This is a genomic window from Rhodococcus (subgen. Prescottella) equi (assembly GCF_003013675.1).
Classification (GTDB): Bacteria; Actinomycetota; Actinomycetes; order Mycobacteriales; family Mycobacteriaceae; genus Prescottella; species Prescottella equi.
Genome location: NZ_CP027793.1, coordinates 644,803 through 664,647, shown reverse-complemented (window position 1 = coordinate 664,647; position 19,845 = coordinate 644,803). Strand labels below are relative to the sequence as shown.

The window sequence follows — 19,845 nt, the reverse complement described above, 5'->3', positions numbered from 1 at the left end:
CTACCGGTGCCGGACGAGGAGCCAACGATTGGTGTCGCCGTCGCGCTGGTACGACAGTTCGTCGAGCGCCCCGCGCGCTATCGCCAAGCCGCGTCCGCGTTCGGCCAGGTCGTCCGGGAGGGCCACCGACGCCAAGTCGACCCGAACAGGTCTGCCGTCGTCCCGGAACTCCGCCTCGAGTCGGTCCGGCAGCAGGCGCAGTTCCAGATGCACACCGACCGGCGCGTCCCGTGCTGTGTGTTCGACGATGTTCGCGGCGATCTCCGCCACCGCGATCTCGAACTGCATGCGCACCAGATCGTCGACCGGCTCGCCGGCCAGCGCCTCGTCCAGGAACGCATGGATGCGGTCGAGGGTGTCCGAGGCCGTGACCAGCCTCAGCGAACGCCCGGCACCGCTGCTGCTCCCCGCGTCGGGTCCGGAGCTCTCACCGGGCATCGAACGCGCTGTCTGCGCTGTCGTGGCTGCGGAGGACGCGGTTGAGATTCGTGAGTTCGAGCACCGTCTCGATCTGCGCGGTGGGCGCAGCGATACGCAGGTCACCGCCGGCCTGACGGGCTGTCTTCAGGCCGGAGATCAGAGCCCCGAGTCCCGATGAGTCGATGAAATCGGTCCGGCCCAGGTCGACAACCAGCCTGGTCGACCCGGCCTCGACGAGTTCGCGCAACTGTTCACGGAGGATCGGCGCCGCCGTCATGTTGAGACGACCCTGTGGACTGATGACCACGACGCCCGCGTCCGTGGTTCGGATGTCGAACCGCTTCATCTGACTCCTTCCGAATCCGGCCCACGGTAGCGGACCGCCTTGATCACGACGCTCAGGATCACGAGGTCGAAGAGCACCCAGAACAGGTTGACGCCGACACCGAGAACCGAGATGGCACCGAAGTAGAGCTGGACGAGCCCGGTCACGGAGGCAACCACGAGCATTCCCATCGCGCCCAGTTGCCAGCGGACCAGGTGCCACGGCAGCGCGCCCTGCTCCTGACGCGTCTTGGGTGTCACTGCGAATCCCAGCGACTTCCCGCGGACCACGTTGTCGAACGCGGTCGTACACGCGCGAATCCATACCGGGAAGAGCGCGAGGCTGTACTGCTGGCCGCGCCACGTCGGCGTCCCCCTGCTGACGACGAAGAAGAGCAACTGGTTGAGCACCAGGAACGGTACGAGCCGACCGAAGAAGTCCCAGCTGTAGGCGTCCACCGGCATGACGCCGAAGATCAGGTACACCGCGGGTGCCGCAATGTAGGCGATGGCGGCGAACCCGGACAGGTAACTCCACATCGTGGCCCAGTACATCAACCGCTGCGCGAGTGTCAGGCCCCGCTGCACCAGCGGGTTCTCGCGCAGCATCACCTGGATCGTCCCCTGCGCCCACCGCAACCGCTGGGTCAGCATCGTGCCGAGATCCTCGGGAGCAAGACCGTGGGCGAGGACCTCGTGGTGGTACGCCGACCGCCAGCCCTGCGCATGCAGCCGCATGCAGGTGGCCATGTCCTCGGTCACCGAGATCGTCGCCAGCGGGAGCATGGGCTGCGCTTCGTCGTCCCGGCCGACGTCGACCGCGCGGATCATGCGGCGCACCGACTCGATCGCACCCAGCGGAGACCAGTCGCGGTCCGCGAGTCGTCGCAGGACGGTGTCGTCGAGGAGGACCCCCGACGCGTCGTCCGGATCCGCTTCCCCCAGTACCGATTCGATGGCTGCCAGGTCGGCGCGCATCGCATCGGCATCGGCCTCGACGACGGCGCGGGCGGCAGCATCCACCCGCTGCTGGAATTCGAACGTCACGTCGGCGATCGGGATCTCGGCGCGCAGATCCTCGCGGGCGCGGACGACCGCCGCACGTACCGAGTCCAGAGCGGCCTGCACAGACGGTTCGTCGGTCTCGATCCGGGCGCGATCGAGCACCTTGCTCGCGGTGCGCAGGGTCCGGCGGACGCCGTCCTCGACCGCCCGCACGTAGCCGGTGATCCCCAGTTGCATCAGCGCTTCTCGGCGCAGAACCGCATTGGATCCGCAGAAGAACGCTGCGTTCCACCCGTCCTTGCCCTGCTGGATGGGCCCGTAGAAGAGCGGCGCCTGGCTGCCGAGCGGATCGGACGGTGGAACGTTCACGAAGTACTGCGGCGTCTGAACCAACGCCATCTTCTCGTCCCGGAAGTAGCCGAGCGTGCGGTGGAGGATCTCCGGATCGGGAACCTGGTCGGCGTCGAGGACGAGTAGGAACTCGCCCTCGGTGGCCAGGAGGGCGTTGTTCAGGTTTCCGGCCTTGGCGTGCCGCGGCTTGTCGGCCCACACTGCCGAACGGGTGAGATAGCGGACCCCGAGTCGTGCTGCAGCGGCGGCGAGTTCGGGTCGATCTCCGTCGTCCAGGATCCACGTGGTGTGCGGGTACCGGATGCGTTGCGCGGCTTCCGCGGTGCCGAGAACCAGGTCGAGCGGCTCGTTGTAAGTCGTGATGAACACGTCCACGGTCACGCCGGGCGGGGCCTCGGGCGGCGCCTTCCGCCGCTTCAGCCGCCACATCGTCAAGCCGAACAGCAACGAGTCGATCAGGCTGTACGTCTCGGCCACGACCAGGGGGACGGCGATCCACCAAGCAGACCAGTTCACCGAGAACAACCATCGCCACACGATGTAGTTCAGACCCAGGACGGCGGTGAGCACGATCAGCGCGCGCAACCCGAAGGACGGGTAGGTGGCCTTCGCGGCATCGGTGTCGAGCGCCGTCATCGGCGGCCTCCCCGGCGGATCGCGACAACCGTGACATCGTCCAGGGGCGGGGCGTCGGCCGTGACGGCTCGAACTGCCTCGACGAGGGCCGACGCGTTCGGTTTGTCCGCCACGAAGCGGTGGACCGCGCGACAGTCGCTGCCTCCGTCGAGAAGGTCGAGCAATCCGTCGGAGCACACCACCAGCATGTCCCCGTCCTCCAGCACGATGCGATCAGCCGACCACGAATCGCCCTGCACGACGCCCAGCGGTAATCCGACCGTGCCCAGGGCTTCGACGGTGCCGTCACTGCGGCGAACCATCGACAGGCCGTGGCCGGCGTCGACGTAGGTCACCGTGCCGGTCTCACAGTCGAGAACAGCATGAAACGCCGTCGCGAAGGTTCCGGTGTCCTCGAGATCCTCCGAGAGATGCTCGGCCGCAGCCGTGGTCGCCGTCCCGGCGTCGAGAGCGACGGAACCGTCGGAGTCGATCCGTCCGAACAGTCGGGACGCGCCCCGGAAGGCCGACCGCACGCCCGCGGCGACGATGGCCGCGCCCATCCCCTTGCCCATCACATCGGCGACCGTCACCACCAGACCACCGCGGATCGGATAGTGGTCGTAGAAGTCTCCCCCCACGACGAACGCCGGGATGCACACGGCCGCAACGTCGACGCCGTCGATCCCGGACAGCGGCCGCGGCAACAACTGGCGTTGGATCGCCGCGGCCCGCTCCAGATCGTCGGCCCACTGCAGTTCGCGCTGCACCATCGCCGCCAACTCCGAGAAGGCGGCGACCTGGTCGGCATCGAGCGTGCGGGGAACGGTGTCGTACAGACAGAAGGTGCCGACCGGGTGGCCACCGGGTCCGTAGAGCGGGTACCCCGCATAGAACCGGATACCGCCGTCGCCACCGATACCGGGGATCCAAGCGAAGTCCGGATCCGCGGCCGCGTCCTCCAACACGAGAGCCGGATCCTCGGCGTGGTCGTAGCTGCGGGCGATGGTCGTCTGGCACACCGTCCGCTCCCTGGGCACCTCGGACAACGGCAATCCCTGAATCGACTTGAACCACTGCCGATCCTGGTCGATCAAGGACACACTCGACATCGGCACACCGAACACGTGACGGGCCATGCGGGTGAGCCGTTCGAACCGCTCCTCGCGCGGGGTGTCGATGAGCTCGAGTTGCTTCAGCGATCGCAGCCGGTCGCGTTCCAGCTCCGGCGGAATCCCCGCCCCGACAGTCGTCATCAGCGATACCTCGTCCCCAACGCCTCGGCGAGTGCAACTGCCGATTCCGGGGTGCTCGCCATACTCCAATCCGCTTCCTTGTCATGATCGAACCACACGAATCCGGCGACGTCGCGTCGACTCTCGATCATTCGGACGAGATTCCGGATCCACTCGGATTTGGACCCTCCGGCTTCCGCGCTGCCCACTTCGGTCACGAGTTGCGGTTTCCCCGGAGCGATCCGGCGCAGTTCGTCCATGGTCGGCACGAAGAGGTCGGTCGGCGCGATCCAGTGACTCCACGGCTGCGAAGTTCCCCAGTTGTAGCCGTCCACACCCACCACGTCGACGTAGTCGTCTCCGGGGTAGGTCGCGCCCGTCGAGCTACTGCCCGGGAACGAGACATTTGGAGACCACACCCATTTGACGTTGTGGGCGCGTCGGGTCGCGAACAGGTCGTGCACGTGCCGCCAAGCCGCGACGTAGACATCGGCGGGGGTACCTGCGGCCACGCTCCACGGGTACCAGGTGCCGTTGGGCTCGTGCGCGAACCGCAGATACACCGGCTTCCCCCACGCGGTGAGCTCGTCCGCCCACCGGTACAGGTAGTCGTCGTGCACACCGTCGACGATCGACTGCAGCGCGAATCCGCTCGAATCGTAGGTGCCACCCTCGATCCATCTCCACGGCTCCCACGTGACGATCGGATCGGCACCGAACGCGCTCACGGCATCGAGTCCGGCGATGGGCGGCGCCGTAGCGAAGTCGGAGAACGACAGGACGACACTGGGCGCCTTGCCGACGGTGCGGGCAACTGTCAGGAATTCGTCGACTGCCGTCGACCCGCCGGGCGTGCTCACCCCGAATCGGAGGCACGGACCCGGATCGGCATGCAGGGCGGTGACCGTGCCGTCACACGTGACAGGGCGTGCGCAACCGGCCACGAACACCGATGTCAGTGCCAGCACGACGACCGCCCCGACCTGCCTCTTGATTCCGGCACGCACTTCCACCATGAGGGCAGTGTTCCCGAACCGGACCGCTCACGCACCTGTCGTCGCGAAGAGCGCCCTCTGGCTCGGCAGGACGCCGGTAGCATGGGATCCGACACCGTCCGATCCACAGGATCGAGAAGTGATGGACCTGCATCTGGCCGGGAAGACCGTCGTGGTCACGGGCGCGAGCAAGGGCATCGGGCTGGCGGTGACGCGCGCATCGGCATCCGAGGATTGCCACGTCGTCGCCGGATCTCGCACTCGCACTCCCGAACTCGAATCGCTGGAGGCCCAGGGAAATGTGACGTTCGTGCCGTGTGACCTGTCCACGGCGGAGGGCCCGGTCACGCTGGTCGAGGCTGCGGCCGAACGCGGCGGAGTGGACATCCTGGTCAACAACGCCGGGGCGGTCACGCCACGCACCGGTGGTTTCACGAGCGTCTCCGACGAAGACTGGATCGCGTCTCTGTCGGTGACGTTCCTGTCCGCGGTGCGCACCACCCGTGCGGCGCTCCCCCAGATGGTTCGCCGCGGCGGCGGAGCCGTCGTCACCGTCAGCTCGGTCAACGCGCTTCTTCCGGATCCCGGGGTGGTGGACTACTGCGCGGCGAAGGCCGCGCTCACCAACTTCTGCAAATCACTGTCCAAAGAGGTTGCCGGCCAGAATATCCGGGTCAACACCGTCAGTCCGGGGCCGGTGACGACGGCGCTGTGGCTGGCCGAGGACGGGGTGGCGTCCACCGTCGCGCGTGTCAGTGGCAGCAGCGCCGAAGCGGTCGTCGAGGCCGCCGCCGCCGGCTCCGAGACCGGACGATTCACCCGCCCGGACGAGGTGGCCGATCTGGTGCTGTTCCTCGCCAGTGATCGCTGCAGCAACGTCACCGGAGCCGACTTCGTCATCGACGGCGGACTGATCAAAACCCTCTGATCTCTGGGAAACTCGTTGTCATGGAGCGCACATTCGACGAATTGGTCGCCGAGGCGGAGGCCGCCCCGACGGAGGGCTGGGAGTTCTCGTGGCTCGACGGGCGAGCCACCGAGGAGCGCCCGACCTGGGGTTACCAGCGTCTGCTGGGTGCGCGTCTCGCGCGAGCGTCGGCCGCGCTCGACATCGAGACCGGAGGCGGAGAGGTCCTCGCCGGCGCGGGGGCGATCGCTCCCACCACGGCCGCGACGGAATCGTGGCCGCCCAACCTCGCGAAGGCCACCGAGATGCTGCACCCGCTCGGCGTGGTGGTGGTGCACGCGTCGGACGAGCCGCCACTACCGTTCGCGGACAACGCTTTCGATCTGGTCAGCAGTCGCCACCCCAACGTCGTCTCGTGGCCGGACATCGCCCGTGTGCTCGCCCCCGGCGGCACCTATCTGGCGCAACACGTGGGGCCGGCGAGCGCCTTCGAACTCACCGAGTACTTCCTCGGTCCGCAGCCCGAGGCGCGAGAACTGCGACATCCGGACACGGCCGTGGCAGAGGCGCACGCCGCCGGACTCGAGGTCGTGGATCTGCGGTTCGAGCGGCTACGCATGGAGTTCTTCGACGTCGGCGCGGCGATCTATTTCCTGCGGAAGGTGATCTGGATCGTCCCCGGCTTCACCGTCGACGCCTACCGTGGCCGGTTACGGGACCTCGACCGGCGGATCCGAGCGGAGGGGTCGTTCGTCGCCCACTCCACCCGGTTCCTCATCGAGGCCCGCAAACCGGGCTGACGGGGCGAACTCAGGACGCGCGAGCAGGGCGAGTCCGCCCGAACCGGGAAAGCGCCTCGTCGACGGCGTCCGACGCGGTCGCCAAGCCACGACGCTCCAGCCAGGGCAGGGTTCCGTCCACTATGCGCTCGAGCACCTTCGGGAGGGCGAGCGGCAGCAGTGTGACGCCGTCCGCTACGTCGGCGGCACGGATGTCGGCGAGCAGGCTCCCGAGTCCCTCCGCGGTCCCAACGTACGTCAGCGACGACGACTGGTGCGGCACCCCGAGAGTCTCGTCGAGCAGTGCCAGTTCGGTACGCGCGCTTCGCGAATCGGGCGCGATCAGGACCTCGATGTCGACGAGGACGGTGACGCTGTTCGGATCCCGCCCCTCGGCGGCGACCTCGGCGCGGATCCGTTCGCGGGCCTGCTGCGCGTCGCGCAGATCCGCAGCCTGGATGCGCTGCACCACGGCGGGCCGGGCGGCGAGGTCGAGGATGTCGGGGCCAACCGTCAGGTCGACCCAGTAGTCGGGCCCGGTGAGCGGGACGTTGCCGGCGATCCGCGATGCGGCGGGATGATGCCCGGCACCGGTCAGTTCGACGGCCACCCGCAGCGGACGCCGCGGGGCGATGGACGGGACGGAGGCGAAAACGGAGTGGGACATGACGAACTCCTCGGAAGAAGACAGCTGATGGAGGGCGCGGGGCGTCAGCGCGTACAGCTGTCCGAGGAGGTGCGGCACAGATCGACATGACGGCGGGACCACTGCCCGTGCGTGTGCGTCGACTGCATGCGCGTCACGCTATCCCCCGATCCTGTCCCCCACCACAGTTCGAATCAGACCGATTCCGAGACGGTCAGACGCACTCGGCGGCACCGTCGGTGCTGCTGGAGAAGCCACGCGTCTCCGGAACCGGGTTCCACAGGCCGTCGGTCTTGCCGTAGTTCCACGTCTGCTCGCCGGCGACCAGCCGGCGGACGGCGGCGATCAGCCGCTCGACGTCGTCGGAGCCGGTGCCCAGGCCGAGGCTGGCGCGCACCGCACCGCCGGCGTGACCGATGCGGTTGAGCAGCGGGTGGGCGCAGAATCGACCGTCGCGCACACCGATGCCGTGCTCGGCCGACAGGTATGCGGCGATCTGGCCGGGCTCGTAGCCGTCGATGGTGAAGGTGACGATGCCGACGCTGTCCGGGGCGTCCGACCACAGGCGCAGCAACTGCACGCCGTCGATCTCCGCGAGCCCCTCCGCGAGACGGGAGGCGAGCACCTGCTCGTGTTCGACCACCTTGTCGAAGTCCAACGCGGCCAGCGCATCACACGCAGCAGCGAGCGCCGCGACACCGAGGACGTTGGGGCTGCCGGCCTCGTGGCGGGCCGGGGCCGGGGCCCAGCAGGTCTCGTCGACGGTCACCTCGCGCACGGCGCCGCCACCGGCGAGGTAGGGCTCGGCCTCGTCGAGCCAGTCCCGACGGCCGACCAGGACGCCGGCCCCGAACGGCGCGTACAGCTTGTGCCCGGAGAACGCCAGGTAGTCGACACCGCTCTCGGCCAGGTTCACGCGGCGGTGCGGAGTGAGCTGTGCGCCGTCGACGAGGATGCGGGCACCACAGCGGTGGGCGACCTCGGCGAGTTCGGCGATGGGGAGGACCTCGCCGGTGACGTTGGAGGCGCCGGTGATCGCGAGGAGGGCAGCGGGCTTGGCGCACAGCTCTGCGACGATGCGGCGGATGGTCTCGGCCACCGTGTCGGCGGCCTCGACGACGCGAGAGTTCTTCCACGGCAGGAAGTTCGCGTGGTGCTCGATGTCGAGGACCACGACGTCGCCGGGAACACAGCTGGCGAGCAGGTTGAGTGAATCGGTGGTGTTGCGGGTGAAGACCACGACCTGGTCGGTGTCAGTGCCGACGAAGCGCTCGACGGATCCACGGGCGTTCTCGTAGGCCTCGGTGCTCACCCGCGAGGCGTAGCCGGCACCGCGGTGGACGCTGGCGTAGAAGGGCAGCAACTCCTGGACGCGGTCCGTGACCTGCGACAACGCCGGGGCGCTGGCTGCGTAGTCGAAGTTTGCGTAAACGCAGGTTCCACCCCCGACGAGCGGAACCTGCAAGTCACAGCCGGACACCCGGGCGATCGGAGCGGTGGCGCAGGCGTCGGCGGTCAGTACAGCGGTCATCACAAATCCTTCGAGTCTTGGGACTCGTCGGCAGTGGAAGTCGACGCCATCGGAGTCCGCGCTTGCCATGTCCTTGTGGACCATGACCTGGTCGTCACCCGGAGCACCCCACCGCGGTTGGAGGGTTGCCGACCAGCTAGCCGGGGCTTGACGCTGGTACTCGTGACCTGGCAACGAGAATGGCAGAGCCGTCCTCGCGATGTCAACCCACCGTCAACCCTTCGAACATGAGACGGTGGTCACACTTGGGCCGCCTCCTGCGGCCGCCCGGCCCGCCGCAGGAGATCGGCGCGAACCGCCGCCACCACGTGCTCGAGCCGATCCGCGCCGGGGGTCCCCAGCTCGTCGACCACCCGCAGCCCGACGTCGGGTCCGTCCCGAAAACTCACCGCCACAGCACGATTGATTCGCACTGCCGGAGATTCCCGCAGTGCCGGCAGCCGGTCGTACGCGCCGACGATGCCGACCCAGTCGGTGTCCGCGAAGGTCGGTGCGACAGCGTGCGCGGCGGCGATCGACGCCTCGATCGCATACCGTCCGCCGTCACTCTCACCGGCAACGGTCATGCACGCCAAGCCTTCCGCGATCCGCTCGCGGTTCCATCGACCGCGGTTCTGCTCGTCGAGCGGCACCGCCCGTCCGGTCGCGTCGACACGGGTGTCACGTCGGCTGTCCTGCAGGCACATCAGGGCCGACAGGCCCCACACCTCGGGCTCCGCGGGCACGAGTACGCACAGCAGACGCCCTAGCCGCAGCGCCTCGTCGCACAGCTCGGCCCGGACCGCGGATTCCCCCGCCGTCGCCGAGTAGCCTTCGGTGAAAACGAGATACACGCAGGCGAGGACGATGGGCAGCCGCTCGGGGAACTGCTCGTCGGACGGTAGCCGCAGCGGGATCCCCGCGTTCCGAATCTTCGACTTGGCGCGGCTGAGTCGCTGTCCCACCGTGGTTTCGGGCCGCAGGAACGCGCGCGCGATCTCGGCGGTGGTGAGTCCGCAGACGAGACGCAGCGTCAACGCCACCTGTGACTCCGCGGACAGCGCCGGGTGGCAGCACGTGAAGATCAACCGCAACTGGTCGTCCGCGACGGACGGCATCTCCTCGTCGAAGTCCTCGAACTTCTGCCGGAACGCGTCCACCTCGCGGTCGCCGCGCAGCCGTTCGGGCGCGTGAGCCCCACCGTCGCCACCTCGGCCGCGACTCGGTCAGCCGGCAACGATCTGCCGGAGTTCGACGCACCCCTTGGACCCGACCGGAATCTGCGAGGCGAGCGCGATCGCCGCGTCCCGGTCGGGAGCGGACAGCACGTAGATACCGTTCGCGATCTCGTCGGCCTCGGTGAACGGTCCGTCGGTCAGCAGCATCTCCCCGTCGCGCAGCCGCACGGTCGTCGCCGACGCCGGCGGGAACAGTGCGCCGGATCCCTTGATTCGGGCGCCCGCGATCTCACCGAACCGCTTGTGCTCGGTCACCCGCGCCTCCCATTCGGCCGATCCGGGTTCGTTCGCGGCTCCGGACGGTTCGCGCAGCAGTGCGGCCCACCACGTGTCCATCGGCTCGTCCTGGGAGTTCCAGAACACCATCGGCCACAACTCGACGTGCCCGGTCGAGACCTCGGGAATCTGCCGCACCATGCTCAGCGCGGCGTCCAGGTCGGCGGCGTCGAACACGTAGTAGCCGCCGACCACCTCCGTGACCTCGGCGAACGGCCCGTCCGTCACCACCGCGTTCCCGCCGCCGTCGTGCCGGATCGTCGCGGCCTCCGAACCCGGATACAGCCCGCCACCTGCGACGGCCTCCTGCGCCCTGGTCCAGAACTCCTGATGCCGCTGCATCGACGCGGCGTACTCGTCGGTCCCGGGTACCGACGCGGGTCCGCCCTCCTCGGCGGCGAGCAGTGCCAAGTAGTACATGTCGTCATCTCCCTCCGACGCGGGGCCGAGTACCCCGCTTTCGTCAACACGACGTGCGGGGCGCGCCGATTTCGACACATCCGGGGGAGAATCTCCGGGAAGAAGCGATTCGCCCGGCCGGGCGGGTGTTCATCCTCCGGACACCTGGACGTGAGAGAACCTGATGTCCGCCCGACCAGGCACAGAGAGGGACGTCCCGGATTGTCTGCCCAGCAAGCAACAGACCAGTCGGACCAGCAGTTGTCGCACCGGATACCCGCCGAGTTCCTGCGGGCGGGCCTCGCGCCCGCACCCCGCACCCTCGTCGACATCCTCGAGGCGACGGCCGCGCAACACCCGGACGCGACCGCGATCGACGACGGCGCGGCCCCCCTCACCTATCGCGAGCTGCTCGCAGAGATCGATGCCGGCGCCCGCGGCCTCGCGGACGCAGGAGTGGGCGCGGGCGACCGGGTCGGCGTGCGGATGCCGTCGGGTTCGCGCGATCTGTACGTGGCGATCCTGTCGGTCCTGGCGGCCGGCGCGGCGTACGTGCCGGTCGACGCGGACGACCCCGACGAGCGCGCCGAGTTGGTGTTCGGGGAGGCCCGGGTGGCGGCGATCCTCACCGCCGACGGCGTGCGGCCCGGCACCGCACCTCGCCGCACGGAGGTGCCGCAGGTCCGCCCGCCCACCCCCGACGACGACGCCTGGATCATCTTCACCTCGGGTTCCACAGGCACCCCGAAGGGTGTCGCGGTCACGCACCGCAACGCCGCCGCGTTCGTCGACGCGGAAGCACGAATGTTCCTGCAGGGCAATCCGATCAACCCCCGCGACCGGGTGTTGGCGGGGCTGTCGGTGGCGTTCGACGCGTCGTGCGAGGAGATGTGGCTGGCGTGGCGGCACGGCGCCACGCTGGTGCCCGCACCACGCTCGCTGGTACGCAGCGGTATGGATCTCGGACCGTGGCTGGTCTCCCGCGACGTCACGGTCGTCTCCACCGTTCCGACGCTCGCTGCCCTGTGGCCGGCGGAGGCACTCGAGGCGGTGCGGCTGTTGATCTTCGGCGGCGAGGCGTGCCCGCCGGAGCTCGCCGAACGTCTCGCCATCCCCGGCCGCGAGGTGTGGAACACGTACGGCCCCACCGAGGCCACCGTCGTCGCGTGCGGAGCGCGCATGAACGGCACCGGTCCGGTCCGGATCGGCCTGCCGCTCGACGGTTGGGATCTCGCGGTGGTCGACGCGTCCGGTGAACCGGTCGCCGAAGGCGAGGTCGGCGAGCTCGTCATCGGCGGCGTCGGGCTGGCCCGGTATCTCGATCCGGCGAAGGACGCCGAGAAGTACGCCCCGATGCCGACGCTCGGCTGGGACCGCGCGTACCGCAGCGGCGACCTGGTCCGCCTCGACACCGCCGGTCTGCTGTTCCAGGGCCGCGCCGACGACCAGGTCAAGCTCGGCGGACGCCGCATCGAACTCGGCGAGGTCGACAACGCGCTGCAGCACCTTCCCGGTGTCAGTGGCGCCGCCGCCGCGGTCCGCAAGACGGCGGCCGGGACATCGGTCCTCGTCGGCTACCTCGCCAGCACCGACCCCGACTTCGACCTGAAGGCGGCTCGCGACCAGCTGGCCGAGCAGCTACCGGCCGCCCTGGTCCCCAGACTCGCGCTGGTCGACGAACTCCCCACCCGCACGTCCGGCAAGGTCGACCGCAACGCGTTGCCGTGGCCGCTGCCCGGCGCGGCGGAGGATCCGGGCGAAGCACTGGGCCTCGACGGCACCGCGGCCTGGGTCGCGGGTCTGTGGGCGTCGATCCTCGGCGCGAGCATCACCGGACCCGGTGACGACTTCTTCGAGCTCGGCGGCGGATCGCTTTCCGCGGCCCAACTGGTGACGGCGCTGCGCGAGCGCTTCCCCGAGGTGACCGTCGCGCAGTTGTACGACCATCCGCGGCTGGGCTCCCTCGCCGCCTTCCTCGACGAACTCTCCCCCGCCGCGAGTACCGCGCCCCGGCACGTCACCCCGATGTCCCGCCGTGCCCAGGCCGCCCAGATCGCGGTCACGGTGCCGCTCATGACGCTCACGGGACTGCAGTGGGTGACCTGGCTGGCGATCACCGGAAACGTGCTGGCGTGGTTCGACGTCGACTGGGCGCCGACGCTGTCCTGGTGGTGGGTGGCGCTGGCGTTCGTCCTCTTCATCACCCCGTTCGGCCGGATGACCATCGCGGTCGCCGGGGCCCGGCTGTTGCTGCGCGGCCTGGAACCGGGCACGTACCGGCGCGGCGGCCCCGAACACCTGCGCCTGTGGATCGCGCTGCGACTCGTGGAGGCCAGCGGCGCCGACAATCTGTCCGGCGCGCCGTGGATGCTGTACTTCGCCCGCGCCCTCGGCGCGAGGGTGGGCCGCGGCGTCGACCTGCACACTCTGCCGCCGGTCACCGGCATGCTCGTGCTCGGCGACGGGTGCTCGGTGGAGCCCGAGGTGGACCTGTCGGGGCACTGGATCGACGGCGACGTCGTACACATCGGCGAGATCCGGATCGGCGCCGGTGCCGCCGTCGGCGCTCGGTCGACACTGCTGCCGGGCGCGCGGATCGGCCGGGGAGCGGAGGTCGCACCGGGCTCCGCGGTGTTCGGGAAGGTCAAGGCGGGCCAGCACTGGGCCGGATCGCCCGCCGTCAAGGTCGGCAAGGCCACGCACCCGTGGCCGGATCACCCGCCGCGCCGCGCCGCGCACTGGGTACCGATCTTCGGTGTCACCTCCGTCGTCCTGGCGGGCATGCCGATCTTCGGTCTGGCCGCCGGCCTGCTCCTCGTCGGCCTGCGGGTCCGCGGCGCCGCCGATCTCGGCGACGCCTTCCGGCGCGCGCTGGTGATCCTGCCGGTGGCGACACTGGCGAGCCTGTTCGTCTTCGCGGCACTGACGGTGATCGCCGTGCGCCTGCTGTCGATCGGGTTGACCGAGGGCTACCACCCGGTCCGCAGCCGCGTGGGCTGGCAGGCGTGGGCCACCGAGCGCCTCATGGATTCGGCGCGGACGTTCCTGTTCCCGCTGTACGCGAGTCTGCTGACGCCGCTGTGGTTGCGACTGCTGGGCGCCAAGGTGGGCCGCGACACCGAGATCTCCACGGCTCTCGTGCTACCCAAGTTCACCACCGTCGCGGACGGCGCGTTCCTCGCCGACGACACCATGGTGGCGAGCTACGAACTCGGCGGCGGCTGGATGCGCATCGAACCCGCCAAGGTCGGCAAGCGTGCGTTCCTGGGCAACTCCGGCATGGCCGGTCCCGGCCGACGGGTCCCCAAGAACGGGCTCGTCGCGGTGCTGTCGGCCGCTCCGAGCAAGGCCAAGTCGGGGTCGTCGTGGCTGGGCAGCCCGCCGGTCCGGTTGCGCAGGGCCGCCACCGAGTCCGACGCGTCCCGCACCTTCGAGCCGCCGCTGCGGCTGAAGGTCGCCCGCGCGTTCGTCGAGACGTGCCGACTGATCCCGGTGATGGTGACGTTCGGGATCGGCCTCGGGGTCCTGTTCACGCTGGCGTGGCTGGTCTCGGTGGGCGGTTTCCCGCTCGCCGCTGTGTGCGGCGGCGTGGTCCTGATGCTCGCGGGCGCCGTGGCGGGCGCGGTGTCGGTGGCCGCGAAGTGGCTCGTCGTCGGCCGGATCGGCGCCGTCGAGCATCCGCTGTGGAGTTCTTTCGTATGGCGCAACGAGGTGTCCGACGCGTTCGTCGAGACCGTCGCCGCCCCGTGGTTCGCGCGCGCCGCGAACGGCACGGCCGTCATGAACGTGTGGCTACGCGGTCTCGGCGCGACCATCGGCCGCGGCGTGTGGTGCGAGACGTACTGGCTGCCCGAGGCCGACCTGGTGACGCTCGGTGACGGCGCCACCGTCGAACGAGGGTGCGTCGTGCAGACGCACCTGTTCCATGATCGGATCATGTCCATGGACACCGTCACGTTGGGCGCGGGCGCCACCCTCGGCCCGCACTGCGTCGCGCTGCCTGCCGCCGGACTCGGCGACGGCGCCACCGTGGGCCCCGCGTCGCTCGTCATGCGCGGCGACGTCGTCCCGGCGTCCACCCGATGGCAGGGTAATCCGATTGCGCCGTGGAACGACTCGATGCCGTGGAACGATTCGGCGGCCGACGGAGCCGCAAGGTGAAGCCCGGCAAGACGTCCGAGGGGCCGCTCGACCCCTACCTGCCGCGGAACGGCAACCGCGGCTACCGGGTGTCCCGGTACGACCTCGAACTCACCTACAAGGTGCACAGCAACCGACTGTCCGGCAAGGCCACGATCACCGCGACCACCACCGACGTGCGCCCCCGCGTCTCGCTGGACCTCGCGCCGACGATGCAGGTGGCCAAGCTGTCGGTGAACGGACGCCGCGTCGCGAAGTACACCCACCGCGACGGGAAGCTCACGATCGCGCCGGCGCAGAAGATCCCGGCCGGCGGCGTGCTCACGATCTCCGTGCAGTACTCGGGCAACCCGCAACCGATCGTGACCGAGTGGGGCGACGTCGGCTGGGAGGAACTCACCGAGGGCGCACTCGTGGCGAGCCAGCCCAACGGCGCGCCGTCCTGGTTTCCGTGCGACGACCACCCGAGTTGCAAAGCCAGCTACCGCATCTCGATCACCACCGATTCGCCGTATCACGCCCTCGCCAACGGCAAACTCGTCCGCAAGCAGACCAAGGCCAGCCACACCACGTGGGTGTACGAACAGACCGAGCCGATGTCGACGTACCTGGCGACGCTGCAGATCGGCCCGTACGAGCGCCGACGCGTCGGCCACGGCCGGGTCCCGATCCACGCCGTGCATCCCCCCGATCTGCGTGACCGGTTCGACCACGACTTCGGCCGGCAGCCGCAGATGATGGAGGTCTTCGAGAAGCTCTTCGGCCCTTACCCGTTCGAGGACTACTCCGTAGTCGTCACCGGCGACGACCTGGAGATCCCGATCGAGGCGCAGGGCCTGTCGATCTTCGGCGCCAACCACTGCGACGGCCGACGGGGCTCGGAACGTCTGGTCGCCCACGAACTCGCGCACCAGTGGTTCGGCAACAGCCTCACGCTCGGGCAGTGGAAGGACATCTGGCTGCACGAGGGTTTCGCCTGCTACGCCGAATGGTTGTGGTCGGAGAACTCCGGCGGGCCCGACGCCCACACCCACGCCGCGCAGGCGCATCGAGGTCTGGCCGGCAAGCCGCAGGACATCCTGCTCGGCGACCCCGGACCGGAACTGATGTTCGACGACCGCATCTACAAGCGCGGCGCCCTCACACTGCACGCGCTGCGGCAGCACCTCGGGGACGACGCATTCTTCGGCCTGTTGCAGCAGTGGACCGCGAAGTATCGGCACGCGACGGTGTCCACCGAGCAGTTCACCGATCTGGCAGCGCATTTCACCGACAGGCCGCTGCGGGCGCTGTGGGACAGCTGGCTCGGGGCGAAACCGCTACCCGCGCTCTGACACCTCGGGCAGGTGCCGGCGCCACTTGACGAGGACCAGCACCAGGCTGGCTGCGGCGACCACAGCACCGAACACGAACATCATCGGATAGGTCAGCGAGGTGGTGGATTCGGCGATCATCGCCATCACGGCCGGCACCGCGAAGCCGAGGTAGCTCAGCGAGTAGAACACGGCGGTGAGTCCGGCCAGATCGTCCGGGCCGGCGATCCGCTGGATCTCCTGCAGACCCGACACCAGCGCCAGTCCGTAACCGCAGCCCAGGATCGCGGCCGCGATCATCGACATGGGCACAGTCAGCACGTTCGATGCGACGGCCGCCACCGACATTCCCAGCACGAGCACCGCGAGAGCGACCGCGACGGCACGGGCGTTCGACGGGGTGTCGATCCTGCGGCCGACGGCCTGGATCGCGAAGCCGGATCCGAGCCCGATCATGCACAGCAACGCCGAGAACGCCACGGGGGCACTGCCGCTGCGGCCGGTCATGAGCGCCGGCATCACGGCGTACGCGGATGCGGCCGCCCCGAACACCCACGGCGCGACCGGCGCGACGACGTACAGGAAGCGCCGGTGCCCCACGGCGGGAATCTTCAGATCCCGCGCCAGCGAACGACGCTCGGCCTTCGGTACTGCGGGCCGGGTCTCCGGCGCCCGCAGCAGCGCGAGGCCCGCCGCCAGTGACAGCGCCGAATGAACCAGGTACGCAAGCGCACTGGGCCACGGCGCCCACTGCGCCAGGATACCGGCCACACCTGCACCGATGCCGAAACCGGCCGTCAGGCTCATCGCGGCACGGCGGGCACCGGCCCCCGGCCGGGCAGCCGGATCGCGATCCGGTGTGGACAGTTCCTTGAGCCAGCTCCCGCCGACGGCCATCCCCAGCCCCAGCGCGACACCCGACAACACGCGTCCGACGATCAGCCACGCCGCCGAGTCCGGCCCCGTCGCCAGCACCAGTGAACCGGCGACCGCGATGAACGGCGCGGGAATCATCAGCGGACGCCGCCCCAACCGGTCCGACAGCGGACCGCCGATCAGCAGCGCCGGCACGATGCCGAGCACGTACGCGAACAGGAAGGTGTCGACCACCACCTGGGTGAAGCCGTGGTCCAGTTTGTACATCACCAGCAGGGGCGTGAACTCGTTGCCGCCCCACGCGACCGCGAACATCCCCGCCGCGACCAGCGTCCAGTGCCGCAGGCGGGCGGCGGAGCGCGGGTCGACGACTGCGTCTTCCCTGACGGCTGTCATCGCCGGCTCCCCTCTCCGAGCGCGTGGACCTCTCGCATGTGGCGGCGGACCGCGGCCGCGAAGCCGGCCGCGTCGCCGGCCGCGATCAGGTCCGTCAGCCGGGAGTGGTCCTCGACGATCTTGGTGATCTGTTCCGGGTCCCGAGCGAGCGACGACGCCGTCATCCGGCGCTGACGCTCCCGCAGGCCGTCGTAGAAAGTCTCGAGCAACGGGTTTCCTCCCGCACGCACAAGCGTCCGATGGAAGTCCGCGTCGAGCGCACTGAACTGCGGCGCGTCGCCGCCTGTCGACACCAGCTCGCGCTGGCGCACCAGGTTCTCCCGTAGTGCCGCGACCAGCGCATCCCGCGCCCGCGGGTTCGACGCGACGGCCTCCACCGCATGCACCTCGACGAGCAGGCGGGCATCGACGACGTGCTCGGCCTCACCGTCGGCGATCGGAACGATCAACGCACCACGCTTCGGGTACAAGCGCATCCAACCTTCGGCCTCGAGTCGCAGGAAAGCTTCTCGCACCGGCGTTCGGCTCGATCCCATGCGCGACGCGATCTCGCCCTCGCTGATCAGCTCGCCGCCCGGCAGTGCGCCGGACAGGATCAGTTCCTTGACCTCGCGGTAGGCCGACTCGGCTGCTGAGTACAACTTAGACACAAGATGTATTTATACGCCTTGCGAAAGATCTGCCTGCGGGCGGGGTCAGTCCGCGGACGGCGGGACGGCCGTGCGGGACTGCGCGGAATACCGGCCGCCGTGGCGCACGATCTTGATGGGGTGGTCGAAGCACTCACTGATGCGCGCGGTGGTGATCACCGACTCCGCATCCCCCTGCGCGGTGATGCGACCTTCCCGAATCAGCACAGCGTGCGTGGTCGTGGTCGGGATCTCCTCGATGTGGTGCGTGACGAGAATGCTCGCCATCAACGGGTGCTGCGCCCGCATCTCGTCGAGCGCGGTGAGAAGTTGCTCGCGGGCCGCGAGGTCGAGGCCGGTGGCCGGCTCGTCGAGGAGCAGCACCGGCGGATCGGGCATCAGCGCCCGCGCGATCAACGCCCGGCCGCGTTCGCCCTGAGACAGAACGGGCCAGCGTGCCTCGATACGCGACGTCATTCCCATCATCGCGATCAGTTCCGCGGCCCGCGCCCGGTCCGCGTCGGTCGGCTGCCACCGCTGCGCGAACTCGGGAGTGTTCGTCAGTCCGGTGAGCACGACGTCGTGCACCGTCAGCGGACGCTCGATCGCGTGCCGCGGATTGACGTGCCCGATGTGCGATCGCAGCTCACGCATGTCCACCCGGCCGAGCCGATGCCCCAGCACGTGGACCGTTCCATGGGTGGGATGCGTGACGGCACCGAGCAGACTCAGCAGCGTGCTCTTGCCGGCTCCGTTGGCGCCCAGGAGCACCCAGTGCTGCCCCTGCTCGATGCGGACGTCGATGCTGCTGAGGATCTTTCGCCCGTCGCGGATCAGATCGACGCCCTCGGTGCTCAGCACCACCTTGTCATCCGTACCGGTACTCACTGGCCGTTCCTTCCGTCACGCAGGCTCGCGATCATAGGGTCGAGGTTTGCTGTCGTCGCGTCGACCGCGGCCGCACCGTCCCCGAGCTCCAGCGCGGCGACGAGGCGGTCGTGGGCGCCGCCGGTGTCCGGCAGCGCCGGTTCGTTCTCCACCATGTCGACCAGAGCGGCGTGGAGAACAGGCCGAACCGAGTCGAACAATGCCGTGAGTACCGAATTGCCGGCGAGCACGACGACGGATCTATGGAAGTCGAGATCCGCCGACACGAACTCGGAGGCACTCGCGGACCGGCTCGCGTGCCGTTCCTCGACCTGCCGGCGGAGGTCGGCCAGAGCCTCAGAGTGGCCGCGCTCGGCGGCCAGCCGCGCCGCCTCGACTTCGAGGGCACGACGGACCTCCAGCACCTCGAGAACCCGGGAACGGCGCAGCAGCTGCTCGAGTGCCGCCGCGGCAGGCGGCTCTGCGACGAATGTTCCGACGCCGTGCCGGACGTCGAGCCACCCGTCCCGCGCCAGCAGACGCACCGCCTCCCGAACCGACGAACGCCCCACCCCGAGTTCCGCGGCCAACTCCGCCTCGCTGGGCAGCCTACGGCCCACCGGCCATTCACCGGAGTCGATCCGCCCGCGCAGAACCTGCTCGAGCTGCGGCACCAACGGCCCGTTTCGCAGCATCTGTCCGGCCATCACCGTCACCTCCCACAGGGAGTCTACAGACCTCAGACGTCTGATCTCATTTGGTCGCCCTCGGCAGAGAGCAGGGCCGACGGGCTCCGTTCCAGATCAACGAGAAGCACTGACCGTCGACGGCGAGGGCCGCGCCCGACGCTGTCGTGGCGGGCTTCCTGGATTTCTGGCGTCTTCGAATCCTGCACTCGTGCGTGCCGGCGGTATCGCGCGTGGA

The 19,845-nt window shown here is 69.4% G+C and carries 17 protein-coding genes and 1 riboswitch; of the genes, 4 read left to right on the top strand and 13 right to left on the bottom strand.

Annotation, left to right across the window (positions count from 1 at the left end; genetic code table 11):
- From C7H75_RS03025 to C7H75_RS03005, 5 genes are read right to left on the bottom strand one after another with little or no spacing between them, the layout of a single operon-like run.
- On the bottom strand, window positions 1-438 hold the full coding sequence (locus C7H75_RS03025; protein ID WP_069856328.1) for an ATP-binding protein: 438 nt from the start codon (window positions 436-438) through the stop codon (window positions 1-3).
- The gene (locus C7H75_RS03020) at window positions 428-766 is read right to left on the bottom strand and encodes an STAS domain-containing protein (protein ID WP_005515778.1); all 339 of its coding nucleotides are present in this window, start codon (window positions 764-766) and stop codon (window positions 428-430) included. The genes C7H75_RS03025 and C7H75_RS03020 overlap by 11 nt, the downstream gene beginning before the upstream one ends.
- Window positions 763-2,736 carry a glycosyltransferase family 2 protein gene (locus C7H75_RS03015; protein ID WP_106850920.1) on the bottom strand — a complete coding sequence of 658 codons (1,974 nt, stop codon included), beginning with the start codon at window positions 2,734-2,736 and terminating at the stop codon, window positions 763-765. The genes C7H75_RS03020 and C7H75_RS03015 overlap by 4 nt, the downstream gene beginning before the upstream one ends.
- A complete protein-coding gene (locus tag C7H75_RS03010; RefSeq protein WP_022593929.1) occupies window positions 2,733-3,971 on the bottom strand; it encodes a PP2C family protein-serine/threonine phosphatase in 1,239 nt (412 codons plus the stop codon). Before C7H75_RS03010 ends, C7H75_RS03015 begins: the two co-directional genes overlap by 4 nt.
- The gene (locus tag C7H75_RS03005) at window positions 3,971-4,966 is read right to left on the bottom strand and encodes a glycoside hydrolase family 26 protein (RefSeq protein WP_175271621.1); all 996 of its coding nucleotides are present in this window, start codon (window positions 4,964-4,966) and stop codon (window positions 3,971-3,973) included. The genes C7H75_RS03010 and C7H75_RS03005 overlap by 1 nt, the downstream gene beginning before the upstream one ends.
- A 121-nt stretch (window positions 4,967-5,087) precedes the next feature.
- On the opposite strand from C7H75_RS03005, the gene C7H75_RS03000 reads away from it, so the two are divergent.
- Both C7H75_RS03000 and C7H75_RS02995 read left to right on the top strand, forming a co-directional pair.
- Window positions 5,088-5,873 (top strand): oxidoreductase, encoded by a 786-nt coding sequence (locus C7H75_RS03000; RefSeq protein WP_106850919.1) that lies wholly within the window; start codon window positions 5,088-5,090, stop codon window positions 5,871-5,873.
- 20 nt (window positions 5,874-5,893) lie between these two features.
- Window positions 5,894-6,652 (top strand): methyltransferase domain-containing protein, encoded by a 759-nt coding sequence (locus C7H75_RS02995; RefSeq protein ID WP_005515784.1) that lies wholly within the window; start codon window positions 5,894-5,896, stop codon window positions 6,650-6,652.
- Between the two features lie 10 nt (window positions 6,653-6,662).
- Here the strand turns inward: C7H75_RS02995 and C7H75_RS02990 are convergent, their stop codons facing one another.
- The 4 genes from C7H75_RS02990 to C7H75_RS02975 form a co-directional block, all read right to left on the bottom strand.
- On the bottom strand, window positions 6,663-7,298 hold the full coding sequence (locus C7H75_RS02990) for an LLM class flavin-dependent oxidoreductase (RefSeq protein ID WP_084848791.1): 636 nt from the start codon (window positions 7,296-7,298) through the stop codon (window positions 6,663-6,665).
- A gap of 193 nt (window positions 7,299-7,491) precedes the next feature.
- Entirely contained in the window at window positions 7,492-8,808 is a 1,317-nt protein-coding gene (locus C7H75_RS02985; protein WP_064059612.1) for an aminotransferase class V-fold PLP-dependent enzyme, read from the bottom strand.
- Between the two features lie 53 nt (window positions 8,809-8,861).
- A riboswitch (SAM riboswitch) is annotated at window positions 8,862-8,976 on the bottom strand.
- 71 nt (window positions 8,977-9,047) lie between these two features.
- Window positions 9,048-9,947, bottom strand: a complete 900-nt coding sequence (locus C7H75_RS02980) for an RNA polymerase sigma factor (protein ID WP_372489582.1) — start codon at window positions 9,945-9,947, stop codon at window positions 9,048-9,050.
- A 66-nt stretch (window positions 9,948-10,013) separates the two neighbouring features.
- On the bottom strand, window positions 10,014-10,721 hold the full coding sequence (locus tag C7H75_RS02975; protein ID WP_084848758.1) for a YciI family protein: 708 nt from the start codon (window positions 10,719-10,721) through the stop codon (window positions 10,014-10,016).
- A gap of 150 nt (window positions 10,722-10,871) precedes the next feature.
- Between C7H75_RS02975 and C7H75_RS02970 the strand changes: the two genes are divergently transcribed.
- Both C7H75_RS02970 and C7H75_RS02965 read left to right on the top strand, forming a co-directional pair.
- The gene (locus C7H75_RS02970; protein ID WP_372489968.1) at window positions 10,872-14,861 is read left to right on the top strand and encodes a Pls/PosA family non-ribosomal peptide synthetase; all 3,990 of its coding nucleotides are present in this window, start codon (window positions 10,872-10,874) and stop codon (window positions 14,859-14,861) included.
- Window positions 14,858-16,174 (top strand): M1 family metallopeptidase, encoded by a 1,317-nt coding sequence (locus C7H75_RS02965; protein ID WP_044990461.1) that lies wholly within the window; start codon window positions 14,858-14,860, stop codon window positions 16,172-16,174. The genes C7H75_RS02970 and C7H75_RS02965 overlap by 4 nt, the downstream gene beginning before the upstream one ends.
- Here the strand turns inward: C7H75_RS02965 and C7H75_RS02960 are convergent.
- From C7H75_RS02960 to C7H75_RS02945, 4 genes are read right to left on the bottom strand one after another with little or no spacing between them, the layout of a single operon-like run.
- On the bottom strand, window positions 16,160-17,425 hold the full coding sequence (locus C7H75_RS02960; protein WP_022593912.1) for an MFS transporter: 1,266 nt from the start codon (window positions 17,423-17,425) through the stop codon (window positions 16,160-16,162). The genes C7H75_RS02965 and C7H75_RS02960 overlap by 15 nt on opposite strands.
- Complete coding sequence (locus tag C7H75_RS02955) at window positions 17,422-18,075, bottom strand: GntR family transcriptional regulator (protein ID WP_022593910.1); 654 nt, start codon at window positions 18,073-18,075, stop codon at window positions 17,422-17,424. The genes C7H75_RS02960 and C7H75_RS02955 overlap by 4 nt, the downstream gene beginning before the upstream one ends.
- Before the next feature lie 45 nt (window positions 18,076-18,120).
- Window positions 18,121-18,942, bottom strand: coding sequence for an ABC transporter ATP-binding protein (locus C7H75_RS02950; RefSeq protein ID WP_022593908.1), 822 nt, complete (start codon window positions 18,940-18,942; stop codon window positions 18,121-18,123).
- Window positions 18,939-19,628 (bottom strand): FadR/GntR family transcriptional regulator, encoded by a 690-nt coding sequence (locus C7H75_RS02945; RefSeq protein WP_022593906.1) that lies wholly within the window; start codon window positions 19,626-19,628, stop codon window positions 18,939-18,941. Before C7H75_RS02945 ends, C7H75_RS02950 begins: the two co-directional genes overlap by 4 nt.
- Between the last annotated feature and the right edge of the window lie 217 nt (window positions 19,629-19,845).